The sequence below is a fragment of the Vibrio sp. JZG10 genome, assembly GCF_054064075.1.
Genome location: NZ_JBSUGE010000014.1, coordinates 1 through 18,104, shown reverse-complemented (window position 1 = coordinate 18,104; position 18,104 = coordinate 1). Strand labels below are relative to the sequence as shown.

General features: G+C 43.3%; 18 protein-coding genes and 1 pseudogene. 6 read left to right on the top strand and 13 right to left on the bottom strand.

Features of this window, described 5'->3' with window-relative positions; translation table 11 throughout:
- Window positions 1-92: 92 nt before the first annotated feature.
- The 7 genes and pseudogenes from ACWYVB_RS15790 to ACWYVB_RS15760 all read right to left on the bottom strand — a co-directional run bounded on the left by ACWYVB_RS15790 (window position 93) and on the right by ACWYVB_RS15760 (window position 8,646).
- On the bottom strand, window positions 93-581 hold the full coding sequence (locus ACWYVB_RS15790) for a bacterioferritin comigratory protein (protein WP_395222193.1): 489 nt from the start codon (window positions 579-581) through the stop codon (window positions 93-95).
- Complete coding sequence (locus ACWYVB_RS15785) at window positions 581-2,782, bottom strand: site-specific integrase (protein WP_395222192.1); 2,202 nt, start codon at window positions 2,780-2,782, stop codon at window positions 581-583. The genes ACWYVB_RS15790 and ACWYVB_RS15785 overlap by 1 nt, the downstream gene beginning before the upstream one ends.
- A gap of 13 nt (window positions 2,783-2,795) precedes the next feature.
- Complete coding sequence (locus ACWYVB_RS15780; protein ID WP_193229130.1) at window positions 2,796-5,162, bottom strand: hypothetical protein; 2,367 nt, start codon at window positions 5,160-5,162, stop codon at window positions 2,796-2,798.
- A 1-nt stretch (window position 5,163) separates the two neighbouring features.
- Entirely contained in the window at window positions 5,164-6,567 is a 1,404-nt protein-coding gene (locus ACWYVB_RS15775) for a tyrosine-type recombinase/integrase (RefSeq protein WP_395222191.1), read from the bottom strand.
- A 123-nt stretch (window positions 6,568-6,690) separates the two neighbouring features.
- Window positions 6,691-7,338, bottom strand: coding sequence for a hypothetical protein (locus ACWYVB_RS15770; protein ID WP_193229132.1), 648 nt, complete (start codon window positions 7,336-7,338; stop codon window positions 6,691-6,693).
- Between the two features lie 404 nt (window positions 7,339-7,742).
- A pseudogene (gene bcp, locus ACWYVB_RS15765) lies at window positions 7,743-8,087 on the bottom strand (thioredoxin-dependent thiol peroxidase); the annotation flags it as partial.
- A gap of 16 nt (window positions 8,088-8,103) precedes the next feature.
- Window positions 8,104-8,646, bottom strand: a complete 543-nt coding sequence (locus tag ACWYVB_RS15760) for a glycine cleavage system protein R (RefSeq protein ID WP_012841515.1) — start codon at window positions 8,644-8,646, stop codon at window positions 8,104-8,106.
- A gap of 477 nt (window positions 8,647-9,123) precedes the next feature.
- Between ACWYVB_RS15760 and dapA the strand changes: the two genes are divergently transcribed.
- Window positions 9,124-10,002 carry a 4-hydroxy-tetrahydrodipicolinate synthase gene (gene dapA, locus ACWYVB_RS15755; protein ID WP_012841516.1) on the top strand — a complete coding sequence of 293 codons (879 nt, stop codon included), beginning with the start codon at window positions 9,124-9,126 and terminating at the stop codon, window positions 10,000-10,002.
- A gap of 80 nt (window positions 10,003-10,082) precedes the next feature.
- Window positions 10,083-11,102 carry an outer membrane protein assembly factor BamC gene (gene bamC / locus ACWYVB_RS15750; RefSeq protein WP_006741687.1) on the top strand — a complete coding sequence of 340 codons (1,020 nt, stop codon included), beginning with the start codon at window positions 10,083-10,085 and terminating at the stop codon, window positions 11,100-11,102.
- A gap of 106 nt (window positions 11,103-11,208) precedes the next feature.
- Here bamC and ACWYVB_RS15745 read toward each other — a convergent pair whose 3' ends face one another.
- Genes ACWYVB_RS15745 through ACWYVB_RS15730 form a run of 4 tightly spaced genes read right to left on the bottom strand, consistent with a single transcriptional unit; the run spans window position 11,209 to window position 13,627 of the window.
- The gene (locus tag ACWYVB_RS15745) at window positions 11,209-11,412 is read right to left on the bottom strand and encodes a DUF2897 family protein (protein WP_012841517.1); all 204 of its coding nucleotides are present in this window, start codon (window positions 11,410-11,412) and stop codon (window positions 11,209-11,211) included.
- Window positions 11,409-12,107, bottom strand: a complete 699-nt coding sequence (locus ACWYVB_RS15740; RefSeq protein WP_395222190.1) for a M15 family metallopeptidase — start codon at window positions 12,105-12,107, stop codon at window positions 11,409-11,411. The genes ACWYVB_RS15745 and ACWYVB_RS15740 overlap by 4 nt, the downstream gene beginning before the upstream one ends.
- A gap of 14 nt (window positions 12,108-12,121) precedes the next feature.
- Window positions 12,122-13,258, bottom strand: coding sequence for a succinyl-diaminopimelate desuccinylase (gene dapE, locus ACWYVB_RS15735; RefSeq protein ID WP_256956217.1), 1,137 nt, complete (start codon window positions 13,256-13,258; stop codon window positions 12,122-12,124).
- 18 nt (window positions 13,259-13,276) lie between these two features.
- Complete coding sequence (locus ACWYVB_RS15730) at window positions 13,277-13,627, bottom strand: ArsC family reductase (protein WP_256899697.1); 351 nt, start codon at window positions 13,625-13,627, stop codon at window positions 13,277-13,279.
- Window positions 13,628-13,919: 292 nt separating this feature from the next.
- Between ACWYVB_RS15730 and ACWYVB_RS15725 the strand changes: the two genes are divergently transcribed.
- Entirely contained in the window at window positions 13,920-14,207 is a 288-nt protein-coding gene (locus ACWYVB_RS15725) for a winged helix-turn-helix domain-containing protein (protein WP_005380433.1), read from the top strand.
- A gap of 34 nt (window positions 14,208-14,241) precedes the next feature.
- On the opposite strand, the gene ACWYVB_RS15720 is transcribed toward ACWYVB_RS15725, so the two are convergent.
- Together ACWYVB_RS15720 and ACWYVB_RS15715 are read right to left on the bottom strand one after the other, a co-directional pair.
- Window positions 14,242-14,574 (bottom strand): DUF4156 domain-containing protein, encoded by a 333-nt coding sequence (locus ACWYVB_RS15720; RefSeq protein ID WP_081441201.1) that lies wholly within the window; start codon window positions 14,572-14,574, stop codon window positions 14,242-14,244.
- A 3-nt stretch (window positions 14,575-14,577) separates the two neighbouring features.
- Complete coding sequence (locus tag ACWYVB_RS15715; RefSeq protein ID WP_170903167.1) at window positions 14,578-14,931, bottom strand: DUF2956 domain-containing protein; 354 nt, start codon at window positions 14,929-14,931, stop codon at window positions 14,578-14,580.
- 143 nt (window positions 14,932-15,074) lie between these two features.
- Here ACWYVB_RS15715 and ACWYVB_RS15710 point away from each other — a divergent pair, with 143 nt between their 5' ends.
- From ACWYVB_RS15710 to ACWYVB_RS15700, 3 genes are all read left to right on the top strand, one after another.
- Window positions 15,075-15,560, top strand: coding sequence for a DUF2919 domain-containing protein (locus tag ACWYVB_RS15710; RefSeq protein WP_012841521.1), 486 nt, complete (start codon window positions 15,075-15,077; stop codon window positions 15,558-15,560).
- 45 nt (window positions 15,561-15,605) lie between these two features.
- Window positions 15,606-16,508: a Dyp-type peroxidase gene (locus tag ACWYVB_RS15705; protein WP_258686326.1), complete on the top strand. Its 903-nt coding sequence runs from the start codon at window positions 15,606-15,608 to the stop codon at window positions 16,506-16,508.
- Between the two features lie 149 nt (window positions 16,509-16,657).
- Entirely contained in the window at window positions 16,658-17,791 is a 1,134-nt protein-coding gene (locus ACWYVB_RS15700) for a flagellin (RefSeq protein WP_457529417.1), read from the top strand.
- Window positions 17,792-18,104: the final 313 nt, after the last annotated feature.

Sequence of the window (18,104 nt, the reverse complement as noted above, 5' to 3'; positions counted from 1 at the left end):
TTTAACTTTACTCTAAATCGAGCTTTCTTTTTATGTCTAGTTTTATCTATGCTTGCTAGTGCTGTCTAGTAGTAACTTTAAACGAGGCTCAGTTACTTTCTAAAATTACCTTCAACGATATTATCTGGTCTGGCATTAACCACCTTATCTATAGCTTTTTCTCGCTCTGAAGCAGGAAGCATTTCCATTAGGTCTTGAACTATTTTGATATGAGTGGCAGCTTGAACAGCTAATGCCTCCTTATGGCTTTGAGCTTCGTCGTAATACTCTTTTTTCTTTTTATTCGCTTGAGTCTTGTCTTGCTTTAGTTGTTTAATATCAGCTTGTAATACATCAATAGGTGTTTGGCTAGAGCCGTCTTGTGCCCCCCGAGCTTCAAGAAGTTTAGTCTTGATCATGACTCGAACGTCTTCATGCCTGCGCAGTGAGCCAACCGAGAGGCCGGCTTCCTTCTCAACGGTACTATTGTTAATTTTTAGCCTACCTTCACGAGCTTTTTTCCTCAGTTCACGATTTTCAGGCTTGCCTTCTAATAGTCGCTCTAGGGCTTCCAGTAATTTGTGTTTGGTCGCCTTTGTCATTATTGAGTTACCTCGTAAAGAATTAAAAGATCTTTAGCTTGTTGTGGGAGCTCAACAGGCTCAAAGTTGATGCCTAAGTCTTTCATAATGCGCTCCGCAGCCGTAATTTTTATATACGCTTCTGATGCCGTTTGAGGCGTTAATTCATCATGTACAATATCCCATAGCATATTGATTTCAGCCTCCTTACGTTTAGACTCCGCAAAAACAGCATCAACAATGTAGTCATTCTTACAGTCAACACATTCAAGAAGATTTACCTGTGTGCGCAGACTACAGCCTGTCGACGTGCAGTAAATTCCAGGGGCTACTGCATGAATGTGGCGCTTTTGATCTCGGATTTGCTTTTTCCAGTAGTTGAGCGAGAGCATGTCGTCATCGACCTTATCTTTAAACTGGTTACGCTTAGCCTTCATCATGTTTTTGGCAAACTCTTTGCCCTTGCCGCCAGCGACACGTTCTTTGTTAGCGAGCTTCTTGTAGATGTTGAGGTACACCTGCGCTTTTTGATCAATCCTTTCTTCATCAATGGCGTGAGCCAAGTTCTCCTTTTTCTTTCTCATTTTCTGGAATTTACTGGCGTTCTTAGCGTAATGGCGTGTCATCGCCATCGATACATGGCTGAACTGCTGCTTGAGTTGGGGGAACGCACAAAGCTCGAAGCCGATCAGGTAGTAGGCAAACGAGCGGCGGAGCTGATGTCCTGAGAAGTTATAGTCATCCCCCACATTAAACGAAAGGTTAGGATCGGAGACCTTCAAATCAATTAAATCGCCATTGGTAAGTGCAAGCTCTTCACTCAATTCGTTTTCAAACCAAGCTTTAGCATGCCTACTGGGATCTTTTGCCCCCATAGCACTACAGCCCCCTTTTGTTTTGTGGAAAAACGCATAGCTTTCAGGGCTGTGCTCTCTAAGTGGTGTATGTAAAGCTTGTAGTATCTCGTAAGCTTTTTTACCGACTTCTGTTGTAACAAACTCATCCTGCTTTGACTGAGAACCTCTAATAGTTTTCGATAGATCAGCATGAATAATGTGAATTGTTTGCTTTGATATGATCTCCGTTGTGCATCCGTTAGCTGTATGAATATGATAGAGTTCATCAGAGCGCATACCTGTGCGAGACATTAAAGTCCAACAACAACCACCGTTAAGATGTCTAAATAGTGATTGAGCTTCTTTAATATGTGTGATTTTCCTTGTTCCAATACTCAATTCGTTATTTGGGTGAAACTGGTCAATATAATTACTTTTGACTTCTGGCTTATACCTTTTTAGTAACTTAAGGGTTTTTGCTTCGGATGGGGAGTTTAATGCTAAAAAGGCTTCTTGAAAGGCAATGGTTCTTTCTTTATTAAGGGTATTAGTCTTGCCTAAAAGCCAATGGATTTTACCTTTTTTAGTTTTTGATTTATCACTTAAAAGGTATTTAGCATAACCTTCATAAACTTTATCAAAGTAAGTCGAAATATAACAAGATAGCTGACTAAGTTTGTCACGAATAGGGTATAGCTCATTTACCAATGCTTCTGACTTTTGTAGCCCCATATAATATAGGCGTTGAGGGATAACGGTGTATTGTTCAGCCTCTCTAAAAGTTAACCCAAAAATGGAGGGAGTCAATCGTTTAGTTAATGGCACTTCAAAAGGCAAACCTTCTGCCTCGGTGTACAATTTATTAAGTGCGGTATAGATGCTCTCCCGTTCAAAATCTATGTCAGTAAAATCTGTAATTACCCATGTTTCTAGCCGCTCAAAGTCTACGGAACCTAAGCAGTTTTCCCCTTCATCGAGTAGTGGGGGAACAAGCTTTTTTAAGGCGACGATGGTATTATAAATAGACTGAAATGAATAATTTTTAGGTGATAGCCATATCATTTTTAAAGCGAGTGCTTTTAATTGGTTTCTCAGATTTCTCTCGATTACTTTTTCATCTATCTCAAAGTTTAATGTATTAATTTTGGTAGCGTTAGGTTCAAAAAAGAGTTGAAGCTTTCTCCAAGCATCGTTGTCACCCACCTTACCCAATGATTCTCCTGTGACGCTAAAACCAATATCTAGCGCTTCAAAGTTATCCCACTCTCCCAATTTAATGGCAGGCTCTAACACATCCTTCAGGTAGTTTGTGTAGCCTCCAACATGATTTTGCGCGCTTAACAGGGCATCTTGTTGGTCAATATTGTACTTAGGTAGCTTTATCATGATTGGCTCCCAATCAATGTTGTAGGGCTAAAATGGCGTGCTCCATAGATACCCGAGGGTGACGCCCGTTTTTGTTAAATAATGCCATTGCACCGTCGTACACATTCTTGCTGGCACCATCGAGGGTAAACTCAAAAGCGGCGATTCTTTCATGGACTTCCTCTTGCGCGTTAGGGTACAGGTTTACTGCCTCCCTTAGTACATCAATGAAAGAGATAAGTTTATAGATGTGTTGAGTCTCATTGACGGCTTTGGCTGATTGGCATTTATGGCACATGTCGTACTCAGCACAAGGTAGCTGTAGCTTGATGGCGTTATTGGTTTCACGCTGAGTGTTTTTTCCACCTGCAATGATTTGTTTCCCATTGCAATGAATGCCATTGGGATTGGTTTTTGCCCTTTCTTCCTCTTGCTTCTTTTTCCATTCATCATGCGTCAGCATTGTGATGCCAAGTTTGGCTGCAACTATCTCTTTTGCTTGCTCTAAACCCGTCTCTTCATCCAATAGTTCCATCACTTGTAGAGATTGTGAGACGATGATTTTGTTGAGCCTTGGGTCGCCATTGGCATAGTGTTTCTCAATGGTTTGAAGGAGGTTTTGCAGGAGGTTTTGAACGCCGCCAGCGCCACTCACGGAGTACACTTGGTTACTGGTCATTTCTCGCCAGCGGCTTGACTGAAGTGAAATAAAGTAGTTATTTGGTTCAATTGACCACGTTAACATTTGGCTGGATGAGATCGGGCTTATCCCTTCCCAGTCCTGAGGGGTATGATTTGCTCCACCTCTTTTGAATAATAATCGTTCATGCTTTTTTGAGCATTGCTTATCTGCTAACTTAGTGGCGTATTGCTCAATATCTTGGACTAACGGTTTGTCAGTGGCAGGAATAGAGAAGTAATTGCTGTCTCCATTCCGATATTTGAACGAAATTATGATGTTGCCCTCAGCGTCTTTATCCGAATAAGTCAGCGGCAGTAATATGCCCTTGAGGGGTAAGTCTGTGTAACACGATAAAATACAGTAGGCGGTATTGGTTGCGCCTCGAAATGCTCCAGTTTTACTGCACGGCCGAATAACTTTGCGTACCACGCTTCTACCAATATCATTTACTTCTTTACTAAGCTCGATGACTCGTTGGTTTTTATAGCTATAAAACAGTTCTTTTAGCCAAGGAAGAATGGATGCTCGGGTGGGTGAGAGAAGGTTTAACATCACCATTAGATGTTTGTTTAATCTTACCAAATTGAATTTGTCGTTTATATTACCCTTATTATTGAGAGTGAATATCAACTCTGTACCTTCCTTACCACTACCGTACAGTTCTGAAAGTTTCTCCAGAGTTTTAATAAACTTCACTCCATCACGCTTTTCGACATCAAATGTCTCGTAACTCTCATTGGTTAGAACTGCGTCTACTTCTTTATTTGATCGCGCTTTAAAACTCGATACCTTAACTACCTTTATGCTTTTATCACGTTCATCAGTATGAATTGTAATTGGGTGGGCGATGGCTCTAATATTGCTGTCGTTCAATGAGGTGAAAAAACACATTAGGTGATAAGCTGCCCCCATTGCTAGGTTAAATGCAGCACTGTGGTTTACTGATGTACCGTTCTTACTTTGCCCGAGTGTTTGGCTTTTTAGAGAAGTTTGGACCGAAATTACTTCTTGATATCTACCTAAATTAATAACAACAAGTAACTTTTCTGGTAGTGCTAAGTTCTCCTTTTTGGCTGCAATAAGCTGTGGTGCTAATGTGAAAAATACCTCGCTCAAACGAGTGACAAGGAGTTCTTCTTCGGTTTCAGAGTAGCCTTTTTTGGGGGTAGGCCAACGAGAGAATCCCCTATGGTGCCTTGTCCATGAATCAGCGGGTAAGCCACACCAAGTAAGTGCAATGCGAAGTTGTGTAAGGGAACTAGCAGCTGTTGGTTCCTTAATACCAAGTTCATCTCCGTGGTGTCTTTCCCATAATTTTTTTGACGGGGTATACATTTTAATGCGATGTCGTAGCTCACCATCATTCCCCGCGTATTTTAAATATCCTTCCTCGGAGAATGGATTAACGTTCACTGAATCACAAAAGACAATGAAGGGCTTTAAGTTTTCATAAGCCTTTGTTACTGACGATGCTGACTTATTGTTATCAACGTACTTTTGTGCTTTTTGACAAAAGTTTTTTAAATAAGGTGTGCGACTTTCAATTTTGCAGTTGTTTTTATCTGCTCTTAAGTGCAACAAGTGAGAAATATCAAACTCTGTTACCTTACTTTGCTTCATGTTTTTGTATGGAATTAGGAAGTTAAACGGGATAATATTCTTATTGTTTCTGACGTGTTTAACCGTCTTTGAGTTCTTAGCTAGTGGGCTTTTTGCCATACTACAATCCTTTGTTGATCTTGTTATTTTTGCTCTCTGCTACCCTTAACTGCTCATCAAATTTATTTATGAACTTGATGTACTTTTCCGTCGTGGCTGTGTTTGAATGCCCCATTAACAAGGCTAACTCGTCCATTAAGTACTCATAGTCAACCTGTCGTTCCTGAGACTCATTCCAAAGCCAATGTGTGGCAAAGGTTGAACGCAGATCATGGATTCGGTAGTACCAGCTAGGCTCTTTTGATCGTATGCACTTTCTCAGTACGCTAAAGTACACTTCCAAAGTATTTTCTGTGTATGGCCGCCCTTTGTTGGAGACAAAGAGGTAATCAGTGGTGTCCTGTTCTTGTTTAGAGTCGATCAGCGCTTTTCGGCGAGTTAGGCTCTTTTGTCTCTGATTGCTTTCTTTGAATTGCTCTAGTTCTTCATACAGCGCAATAGGGATTTCAATCGTGCGGTGCTTACTGCCTTTGGTATGTGTAATGTGTACTGGCACAACGTCTAGCTCACTGCAATCCTTGTCACCAATATTACGAGCAGGAAAATGGGTGACTTCATCAATCCTAAGCCCTGACTCTTCACACAACCTCAGCATTAGGGAAATGGCCTTAGGCAACGCATCAAGGTGTTGAGAGAAAAGTTCTTTGTGATTGAGCGACATAGGCTTCAACTTTTGATAAGTAGGCGTTTGATCGTTTTTTGGGAACATCTTCATGATGTTTGATATTTCATACACTCGCTTTTGGGTAGGCTTGGTATGGGTAAGCATGTCGTGCTGATCGGGCGCGCCTTCGTAAACCTCAACCTTGCTGAAGTGTGTCAGAACATGTTCGTCATCATTTTTGAGGTAGCCGTTTTTTTGCATCCACTTATAAAAACCAATAACAGCGCCCATATAACTTCTTGCAGAGCTAAGCGAGTATGCTTCGTCACCAGTAGCTTCCCCTTTGGCTCGGCAGTTTGCTAAAAGGTGTTCAGCAAATCGCCAAGGCGCACCTTCTTCTTCATACTTTGATAGGGTTTTATAAGTTAGATATTCAGGTGGTATTTCGTTACCATTTTCATCAACTTGAGAGCGGTTAGTCGAATCTAAATAACGAGTAAAAGCTAGCAAGCCTTTTGCCATTGAGTCAGTGTCTTTGACCGCACCTTTACCACGCAATTTAGATACTAAGTAAAGAGATTGTGGGTAAACAACAACCCCATCAGGTGCAATGATGATATTGGTTTTCTTTAGGCGTGACTGTAGGTTGGATGGGGACAACTGTGGCGTCAAGACCACTTCCCCAGAATCATTTTTTATAATCTCCGTGACTTTTAGTTTAGCAAGGGTATCAACTGCTATTTCTAGCAACCAAAAATCATTTTCAGGGCCTTGATTGTCACTTTTGTGTTCTATATACATAAACACCTGCCAGCTAATGCTCAGTGTGCCTCAGAGCGTGAATCTAGAATGCTTTACGTGCGATAAAATGGGAGTTCTTTAGAAGTTCTTACTCGCCTTGCCTGTGCCTATAGGGCTTTGACTTTAGGTTACCGAGTGCTTCACCGTGTTCACGCAGTTATGGCATAATAAACCTGACATTGAGAGGTTTTCTGCAGGCCCTCGCTGACAATAATATATGTCAGTGGTTCTTGCATTTTGTGCAGTTATGCTTTGACAGAGCCCCTTAGGTAGATTCTTAAATGATTTGATTGCGTAAGACGCGCTTATTGGAGCAGCATTTGCTTTTGAGCCTGAGTCGAATGGAAAAATAGAATCCGGATTGTCATTTTTTATTTGATTGAGAAGGAGAGCGGCTCGCTCAGCTAATCGGCCTGATAACAAGAGTTCCTTACGTTCTATCTGCCCCATTTTTGTCACAGCAAGTTCTATTTCTGCTTGAGTAGCAGATAATTGTGAGGCAAAAGTAGATTTAATTTTCGAAGAAAAGTAGTGACTTTTCGAAAAAATAACTAGTTGAGAGCTTCTGTCTGTGAGAGTTCGCTGCTTTGATGTTTGAACGAGATCGCTGTGGCCCTTGTACCCAATGGCTACTGCCAGCCAATCGTTGCGATTGAATGATGAAATTCGTTTACACCCAGTTATATCCTCAATGATTGATGAGAATTGCTTAGCTTTAACTTTAAAGTCAGTTAACTGGGATGGGAAGATAGGAAGCTTCTGCGTGTACATATTCTATTACCTCATATCCGAGTGGGCGTTCACCGTTTGCGATGTGGCTCTCACGCAAAGCACCCAATTAGACTAAGGAAGATAAAATATGTTCGCCTTGACCAGTGAGCCAAGTCTAGGTGGCGAAAAACCCAGCCTCAAGATATCAAAGAATTGAAACCTGTAACGTGCTCAAACTCAAACTTTGCGCTCATCGTGTAATATGTAATATACAGCGATTGATTATGAGTTGAAAAAAGGAAGGTTTTATATTGCCGAGAAGTGAACAATTACTGATGTTGAACGTTGTTAGAACAGTCCCGCTTTATTTAAGATTTAAGTACTACGACCATTGTGACCAAGAAGACAGTTTAACCGAGAGTCAGTATGTCATAGATAATACCCAAGGTTATTTGTCATAGATTTTTTCCAAGGGTGAATTTCTTTTCGCCCCAAACGCCAAATTGGTCTGCAACGGCATGATCTTCGTCAGAAAGCAGGGTGAAGTTTAAATCATCACGCTCGATGAATTTGCCTAGGCGTTTTACAGGGTCGATGCTTACGCCAAGTACAACCACGTTGTGCGCATCTAATTCAGCTTTGATGTCACGTAGACCTTTTGCTTGTGTAGTACAACCCGGCGTCATCGCCTTAGGGTAAAAGTAGAAAAGTACTTTCTTGCCTTTAAAGTCTTCAAGAGAAACGGTATTTCCGTCTTGGTCGAGCAAAGAGAAGGCTGGCGCTGGCGAGCCTGCTGTCAGCGTATTCATGGTGATTTCCTTTACTTTATAGTGTGTTTTTAATGAAATTCAGAGAACCTTGTACGTTGAGCGACTGACAAAGTTCATCGAAATCTTCTTGTAATTGCATTAAGTTACAATCCGCACTTACTGATGCGGTAATCGCAATGTGGAATTGGTCGGCATCAAGTTGAATTTTCGACTTACTGATAGTTTGGGCGCTAAGAGAGTCCAAACCAATCTGTTGATCCGCGAAGAACTTAGTAAACTTTTCAGTCAGACCTGGGCGGTCTTCAGACTCAATAAACACTTCCATTGTGTAGCTGTTGTCGAGCAATTCGTGCGCCGACGTACGCTTCATAATCGTAATCAGGTCATGCTCTTGGCCAAGTAGGGGCAATTGCGTTTCTACTCGAGTCACACTGCTGGCGTTCCCAGTTAGGAGCATGATCAGCGTAAATTCACTTCCAAAGATAGCGATACGGCTATCGACTATGTTACAACCGGCTTGAGTAACGAGGTGTACGACTTGGTTACAAATGCCTGGACGGTCCGTTCCAACTGCTGTAAGTACCAGATGTTGCTTCATAAATGAGCTTCTTGTCCTTTCTTCAATAGAGAGATGTTAGCACAGATATTGCGGAGAAATATCGAGTCAGTTCTTTTTTTAGTTTACAAAAAAGCAGGTTGGCTCTTGAGGTGAACGATTGGAGGCAAGCAGTAAACGAGGGAGTTGAGGGAATAAAACGTTTGCATGATGTGCTTGCGTGTTGTTTGGTCTTTTTATTCACTCAGGTCTGACTTGGTGAGCACGACCAAAGAGTATATTTTCCTGGCTTGTGCACTTCAGTATTTTCCAAATCACTGATAGATTCTAAAGTCACTCGAAAGCCCAACACGATTATCAATATTGCCGCTAATCAAACCAAATAGAGCAATTAAGTTGCTAGACCTCTAACAACTGATAATTATTCATTCATTTGTACTTTGTAAGCGAGTTTACGCTCTTGTGTTTTTCAATCGCATTACAGTACCATGCAGAAAGAGTTAAATGAGGGAGATAAACATGTTTTCAGGAAGTATCGTAGCGCTGATTACGCCATTCAAAGCAGATGGCGAAGTAGACTTTGACAGTCTGCAAAAGCTAGTAGAGTACCACGTTGAAGCGGGTACAGACGGTATTGTGGCGGTAGGCACAACAGGTGAGTCAGCGACACTGACCATTGAAGAGCATGTAAAGGTCGTTAATAAAACTGTTGAGTTTGCCGACGGTCGCATCCCTGTGATTGCTGGCACGGGTGCAAATGCAACCCACGAGGCAGTAACATTTAGCAAATTACTGGCTGATTCTGGTATTGCTGGCTTCCTGAGTGTGACACCGTATTACAACAAACCAACTCAAGAAGGTTTGTTCTTGCACTACAAGGCAATTGCTGAAGCGAGTGATGTGCCTCTAATTTTATACAACGTACCAGGCCGTACTGCTGTTGATATGCAGCCAGAAACAGTGGCACGCTTGTCAAAGCTTGATAATATCGTGGCTTTAAAAGATGCAACGGGCGATTTGGACCGAATTGCAATTCACCGTGAACTTTGTGGCGAAGATTTTATCTTACTAAGTGGCGATGATGCGACGGGTCTCGATTTTGTGAAACTTGGTGGCAATGGTGTTATCTCGGTAACGAACAATATTGCAGCTAAAGACATGGCAGACATGTTCCATTTGGCAAGTGAAGGTAAGTATGAAGAAGCAGAAGCGATTAACCAACGCTTGATGACTCTACACAAAAACCTTTTCATTGAAGCAAGCCCTATCCCAGTAAAATGGGCAGCGCAAAAGCTTGGTTTGATTGAAGAAGGTGGTTTGCGTCTTCCTTTAACCACACTTTCTGAAAAATCGCAGCCGATCGTTGAACAGGCGTTAACCGACGCCGGTATTTATTAAAATTGAGCTATTAAGATTGAGTTACTAGGATTGAAGTTCATACTGGGGGCCAAAGCGCCCTCGGTGTTTTAGGAGTATAGATGAAGCTTTCAAGCCAGTTAGTGTTAAGTTCATTAGCTGTATTCGTATTGACTGCCTGTTCAGGTGGTGCCAATCAACGTCGTCAAGCAAAAGATGACTTCGAGTATTTGAACTCCCCCAATTTGGGTGAGTGGAATGTCCCACAAGGCGCACAGCCACAGTTTTATCCGAACTATGAGATCCCTCAGGGTAACTATGCTGGTGGTGTAGGTAAAGATGTCGACATTCGTCCACCTCAACAAGTCCTAGAGCTTATTCCTGGTGCACGTCTGGACCGCAGTAGTGATGGTGAAGTGACACTTTGGCTACTTCGTAAAGATGAACTAGATAAAGTTTGGCAAACGGTACAAAACATGGTCGCGGCCAACGAGATTCCAGTTGAAAGCCAAACAGATTCTCGCATCGAGACGGGTTGGGTGACGTGGGATTCGCCAGACGAAGAGCTGGAAATTGGTAGCCGATATGAGATCGTACGTGCTGAAGCAAATGGTCGACACGGCTTTAAAGTTAGTCTTATTGACTGGCGTGAAGGCAATCAAGTGAAAGAAGTAACGGCGACCAACCGTGAGCGCTACAATGTGTTCATGACGAACTTGGTAACCGCTCGCTACGATCAAGAAGTACGTGAAGAAGCACAACGTAAAGCGCAAGAGTTGGTTAAACAGATCCCAATTACAATGGGTAAAGACCGTAGTGGGCTTCCTGTGATTGTCGCGCGCGCGCAATACAACATGCTTTGGCAACGTCTGCCTAATATTCTACCTAAGATGGGCTTTAAGATTGAAGAGCGTAGCCAGTCTCAGGGCACAATCACTGCGAAATATGCGTCTCCGGATGATGAATTCTGGAACGATATCGGCGTTAAACCAGTGGAGTTAGACGCTGGTAAGTACACATTCTTACTTGGCGATTTAGGCAACCGTACGTCTATCAATATTACGGATTCCTCTGGTAAGCCAGTAGAAGAAGAGTTTTTGAAATCACTAGCGCCTGTATTGGCTGCGACGGTGAAGCAGTAACCAAAGCGAACTTAACGCGATACGTTTACACAATAATTGAAAAGGGACCCAGTGGTCCCTTTTTTGATGCTTATATTCGGCGTGTCGGGATAAAGTAGGTGTTTAACTAACGAGGCTCGTCTTTGTTGCTCTCCTCGTCAGCGGAGCGCTGTTTATCCAACGTGTTCAGCTTATCTAAATCGTTCTTACGGCTTTTATCCATCTGACCAAACTTCATTTTTGCGGTGTATTTGAGTGCGGCAATGTTACCAATGACCACGCTCAACACTACAATGATAATGACCCAAGGGTTGGTGAGTATTTCTATCATAGAGCCTCCGGCGGCGTGATATTGTGAATAAATTTGGCAACGACGTTATCTAAATTATTCAGTATGACGTCAATCCCTGCAATGTTGTCGGTCTGATTCTGCTGAATCAACTGGCTTCTGAGTACATCAGGCGTCAATTGCGCGATGCACTGTTGCCCGACAGTGCGGTGGCTGATGTGCCAAGGCTCAATCGAAACGCCACCTAAATCTTGCTGATAAGGGAAGAAGAAGCCGAATCGACCAAGGTTGGCTTTTAACCATTGGTAGAACGCTTGCTGGTGGCCTTCAAGGTACTCCCAAGGCTCCAGCTTGAGTTTAGTGTCAGTAGGCAATAAATTGCGCGCATAGACATCAAAATCGCAACCCCAATGATGACGACTTCCTCCAGGCAGTGCCGACCAGCGCAAAATGGCCATTAACTTCTCTTCGTCATTTAACTCTGCTTTGTTTAAAGGGCGGGAGTTGACGTCGAGAATTGGCAACTCACCAGAAAACTTCCCGTTCCAGATCGCTTTTTGGCGGTTGAAGTCACGAAAACCACTGGCGATTTCCATTTTAAAACCTGCTTCTGTTGCCGCTTCAATCATCTTTAGCAGATCGTCAGCCACTTCAGGATGGAGTAGAAACGCTTTTTGACCCACTAAAGTGGATTGCAGATGAGAATCTGTGGTGCCGGTGAGTTGCTCTGGTGTCATGGTGTTCTCGCTGATTACTTCGCTAACAGGTGTTTCAACGTGTTCTCGTACATGTCAGTCAACTTTTCTAGATCGTCCACTTTCACGCATTCGTTCACTTTATGAATCGTAGCGTTAACAGGGCCTAACTCTACGACTTGACCACCCATTCGAGCGATAAAGCGACCATCAGACGTACCGCCAGTTGTAAGTAGCGCTGGCTTCGTAGCATTGACTTCGGCCACAGCAGCTACAACCGCGTCTAGCAGTGCGCCCGTATCGGTCAGGAATGGGTCGCCGTTGAATGTCCATTTTAGGTCGTAGTCCAGCTCATGCTTGTCCAATGTTTCGGTAACACGCTGAACAATTGCGTCATTGTTAAGCTCAGTACTAAAACGTAGGTTGAACTGAACATGAAACTCGCCAGGAATGACGTTAGACGCACCAGTGCCAGCCGATACGTTCGGGATCTGGAAGCTGGTTGGTGGGAAATAATCATTTCCTTTGTCCCACTCGGTTGTTGCGAGTTCATGAATCGCGAGTAGAGACTCGTGCACAGGGTTATTGGCTAGGTGAGGATATGCCACGTGGCCTTGTGTTCCTTTTACCGTCAAATCGCCAGTGATAGAGCCGCGACGTCCATTTTTCACCACATCGCCAACCACTTCGGTGCTGGATGGTTCACCGACGATACACATGTCGATATTTTCGCCACGTGCCATCAACGTTTCTACAACACGAACAGTACCATTGATAAATGGTCCTTCTTCATCCGACGTAATTAGAAAGCCGATTGAGCCTTTGTGGTCTGGGTTCTCTGCAACGAAGCGTTCGACAGCAACAACCATAGCAGCTAGCGACCCTTTCATGTCCGCTGCACCGCGACCGTGTAGGTAACCATCAATAATAGTTGGTTCAAACGGATGTGTATCCCAGTGCTCCAGTTTGCCAGCAGGTACCACATCGGTGTGGCCAGCGAATGCAAATAGTGGCGCTTCTGAACCACGGCGAGCCCAGAAGTTCGTGGTATCTTCAAACACCATTACTTCAATTTCAAACCCGAGTGCTTTTAAGCGCTCGATCATCAAATCCTGACAACCTGCGTCTTCCGGCGTTACAGATTGTCTACTGATCAGATCTTTAGCAAGTGCCAATACTGGACTGTCTGTCATCCTTGAGTATTCCTTTATTTAAGAGTTGAAAATGGTAGCGTATTGATCAGCTTTAAAACCGATATGAAGTTGATCATTCACTTTTAAAATTGGGCGCTTGATCATCGCCGGATTTTCTACCAAAAGAGCGATCGCGTTTTCTTCGTTAAGCGTGTCTTTCTGTTCTTTTGTCAGTTGGCGGTAGGTCGTGCCACGTTTGTTGAGCACCTGTTCCCAACCTAAAGCGCGACAAAATTCGCTTACCATAGCTACATCAACGCCTTGCTTACGGTAGTCATGGAAATCGTAAGCAATATCCTCAGCTTCTAACCATTTTTTGGCTTTTTTGATCGTATCGCAGTTGGGAATACCAAACATGGTAATCGACATAGTGTTTCCTTTTTTCTTTGTTCTATTTTTCACTGGCGCGGTTAAGACGCACTTAAGTTATTTGGGCTGCTATAGCATCCTATCAAGAAGCAATCAAACTGACAAAATGCGGTGGAAAATATTTTCAGATAGATTGAGATAACTGATGTTACGTAACTTATTTACGATGAATGCACTATAAATCGAATAAAAAATCGTCTAAATCAAATGGAAAAGTCGAGTTATTGATCAAACGCAACATCTCGCTGAGCAAAAACGAAATAATGAATCAGCACAATTTTAGGAGGTGTCAATGGAATTGAGTCCTGTTTTTGCAAGGCGGCTATATTTGGCCTTGTTGGTGGAAAACCTAGAAAGGCCGAATGTGCCAAAGTTGATCGAAAAAACGGGGTGGCCTCGTCGTACAATTCAAGATGTACTCAAGGCGTTACCTGGGATCGGCATTGAACTCATATTCGTTCAAGATGGCCGACGTCATAATGACGGCTATTATCAACTTTCAGATTGGGGGCCTTTTGATAGCCAATGGGTTCTAGAGCGGGAGAGAGATATCGCTAGCAGTCTTGGATTTCGTGCATAAGCCAGCAATTGCTGGCTTTTTTCATATTAAGGCGTCATCCATTGCAGCGGTAAGCGGAGCCCAGCACGCTAAATGAGGTGATAAAATCTTGCGGGGAGACCATAAAAACGGTGTCCGCATCGATAGCCGCGGCATTGTTTTTTAAATCATTCATCGCGCCTTGCATCATCGCGTCATTGGTCATGAAAATGTAGTTATACCAATGACCCTCGCTTCCGGTGACTTCGCCTTTGTATTCGCATCGATCAGGATTGAACTGAGCGTCAATGCGAATATGAACATCTTGGCTTTGAGCATGAGTAAGGTGAGAAGGCATCGTGCAACCAGAGAGAAGTACGACAAAAAGTCCAAGTAACAGGCGTCTCATCAGCTATTTCCCCAATACTATGTAAGCAGCAAAGCCAATCCAGCTCAGAGCGAGCAGTATCCAAGGCAGTTTGCTTGATGCATAGTTTGGCACATCGTTGGTGATGTTGTCTTGTTCGATAGCTTCTTCATGCTGACGTTGCTTTTCACGTTGCTGTTTTTTCTTTGCTTTATCGGCTTGACGATTACGCTCTTTTTGCTGCTTCTTATATTGAGCGATGCCTTTTTCGATACCTTGAGCGATCAGCTTGGTTTGCTCTTTGGTTTGCCCCGGTTTCTGTGTGGATTTGGCAATTCTCATCGCTTCGGCTTGAGTTTCTTGAGAAGGCGCTGGGGTAGCTGGAGTTCTTTTTTTCATGTTTCTCATCAACGTCATTGTAAATCTTTGTTTAGTTTACCTGTGTAAGATGATGAAATGAACTTTAGTTCTCATCTTTGCTGGCTTGCAACTCTGAAATGATAGGTTAAAGTGGCGTCTTATTACATTAAGAAGAAGATGTTGTGCGCTACTCGTTTGACCAATATGACGCCCATGGATTTTTAAAAGCGCCGATTATTTTATGGTTTGGATGGATGTTTCTTGTGCGTTCATGGGTTGTGTTTGCGATGGCAGGCGTAAGTCGTGATAGTGGCAGTAAGCTACTCGCTATTGTTTACCCAGACTCAAGTACGCTGTATTTGGGTTTGGCGATGGGCATTCCAAGCCTGCTTCTCATGTGGTTGATGGGGCTCCGTCACCCCGATAGAGGATGGGTAAACAGAATTACTCGCTATGGTCGAGAGATCACTTTGATCTTGTGCGGTATCCAACTGGCTCAGACCATGTATCATGTGTATCTGGAACATGGTGTATTCAACTGGGCAAACGCCCTTACCATTACCTTATTAGCTTGGTTTATGATCTATCTTCTAAATGGAAGATGGGTAAAAGACTGTTTTCATGTGCCACAATTGGAGCGCAATGAAGAACAGCCTTCGAAGAATTAAAAACAATAACTTCCCACACCGGGGCAAAGTATAGAGGAAACCTCAATGTCACAAGCTCAAACGGCGATCGTGCCAGAAGCAGGGCCATTTGCACTGTACACTCAACTTAAAGTGAACCAAAACCGTGAAAACGTATTGGATAAGCTGAAAGCACTACCAAAGTTAGTGGAAGAGTTAAATATTACTCAGCCAGGCGCGGCGCTGACCCTTTCTATCGCATTCACAAAATCGTTTTGGCAACACCTCAATGTAGACGCGCCAGAAGAGCTTATTGATTTTACTCAACTTGGCGAAGGGGACATCGTAGCGCCTGCATCGGATGTCGATGTGCTGATTCACTGTCACTCTACTCGTCACGACTTGCACTTTTATGTTCTGCGTAAGTTTCTAGAAGAGACGGCAGAAGATGTCACCATTGTGGACGAAACGTATGGGTACCGTTACCTTGATGCTCGTGATATGACAGACTTTATTGATGGGACAGAAAACCCGAAAGGGGAGGCTCGCGCTGATGTGGCTCTAGTAAAAGAGGGCCCATTTGCTGGAGGTAGTTATGTCATGGCTCAACGCTTTGAACATAACCTTGCCGCTTGGAATCGCTTGAATGTCAAAGCGCAAGAAAAAGTGATTGGTCGTACCAAACCAGACTCTATCGAGCTAGAAGACGTTCCTGCTGCATCACACGTTGGTCGCGTTGATATTAAAGAAGAAGGAAAAGGTCTCAAGATTGTTCGTCATAGCTTGCCATACGGGACGGTAACAGGGCCTCATGGCCTGCTGTTTATTTCTTACTGCAATACACTTCATAACATTAAAGTGATGCTAGAAAGTATGTACGGCGTGACAGATGGTAAAACAGACCAAATGCTTCGTTTCACAAAAGCGGTAACTGGTGCGTACTTCTTCGCTCCATCACAAGAAATGCTAGCAGAGCTAGCCATCAAGTAAGTTCTCAGACTTTATTTCTTAAGCCCTCCAATTGGAGGGCTTTTATTTTCTTCTTTTCTATTCCACAGACTTTTTCAAAAAAGACTAAACCTTTCGATTATTTGGTCGATAAGTATCCAAAGCCTTAATTTATTTGGAGTCTGTGTCTCTTGGCTATCACCGTTAATACCAATGTTGCAGCACTTGTCGCACAACGTCATTTGACCAGTGCAACTGACATGCTGAACCAATCCATGGAGCGTTTGTCTTCAGGGAAGCGTATTAACAGCGCAAAGGATGACGCTGCGGGTCTGCAAATCTCCAACCGCTTGCAATCACAAATGCGTGGTTTAGATGTTGCGGTTCGCAACGCGAATGACGGCATTTCCATAATGCAAACCGCCGAAGGGGCGATGAATGAGGTGACCAATATCATGCAACGTATGCGTGATTTGTCGCTACAGTCAGCCAATGCTTCAAACAGCAAAGCGGAACGCACTGCACTGCAAGAAGAAGTGACGGCACTTAACGATGAGCTAAACCGCATTGCCGAAACGACCTCCTTTGGTGGGCGTAAACTGCTCAATGGCAGCTTTGGTAAGTCGGCATTTCAAATCGGTGCAGCGTCAGGTGAAGCTGTGCAAGTTGAATTAAAGTCGATGCGCAGTGATGGCATTGATATGGGCGGCTTTAGTTACATTGCAAACGGACGTGCAAGCTCTGATTGGAAAGTAAAAGACGGTGCGAATGATCTTAGTATGTCATTTACGAATCGTTTTGGTGAGACGGAAACCATTCAAATTAATGCCAAAGCTGGCGATGATATCGAAGAGCTTGCGACTTATATCAATGGTCAAACTGACAAAGTCACGGCATCGGTGAATGAAGAAGGTCAGTTACAGCTATTTATGGCAGGAGAAGAAACTTCAGGCACTTTATCGTTTTCAGGTGACTTAGCGAGTGAACTGGGGTTACAGCTAAAAGGTTACGATGCGGTTGATAACATCGATATTACGTCTGTCGGTGGTGCGCAACAAGCCGTGGCCGTCCTAGATACTGCGATGAAGTACGTTGATAGCCATCGTGCTGAGTTAGGCGCGTATCAAAACCGCTTTAATCACGCGATCAATAATCTGGATAACATCCACGAAAACTTAGCCGCTTCCAACAGTCGTATCCAAGACACTGACTACGCGAAAGAAACCACGCAAATGGTGAAGCAGCAGATCTTGCAGCAGGTCAGTACTTCTATTCTTGCACAAGCAAAACAAGCGCCAAACCTAGCATTAACCTTACTTGGCTAATGATCGACCTCGCTCGAATTTAACGCAAAACCTGCCTGTATCGACAGCTCGAAAAGAAGCTTTAGCGAAAGTTTGACGTTTTTTTGCTTTTTTATCTGCTTCATCACGATTCCTTCTCCAAATGAACTTTTTTCAAAAAAATCCAAAGAATTCCCTAAAGAAATCAGTTTGAGCGCCGTTAATAAAAGTAACTTTGAGAGAACTACTTGGTTTTCCGAGACGTCGGAAACCGCTATACCGGAAAATCAATTGGAGAAATCACCATGGCAGTGAATGTAAACACTAACGTATCAGCGATGACCGCTCAGCGTTA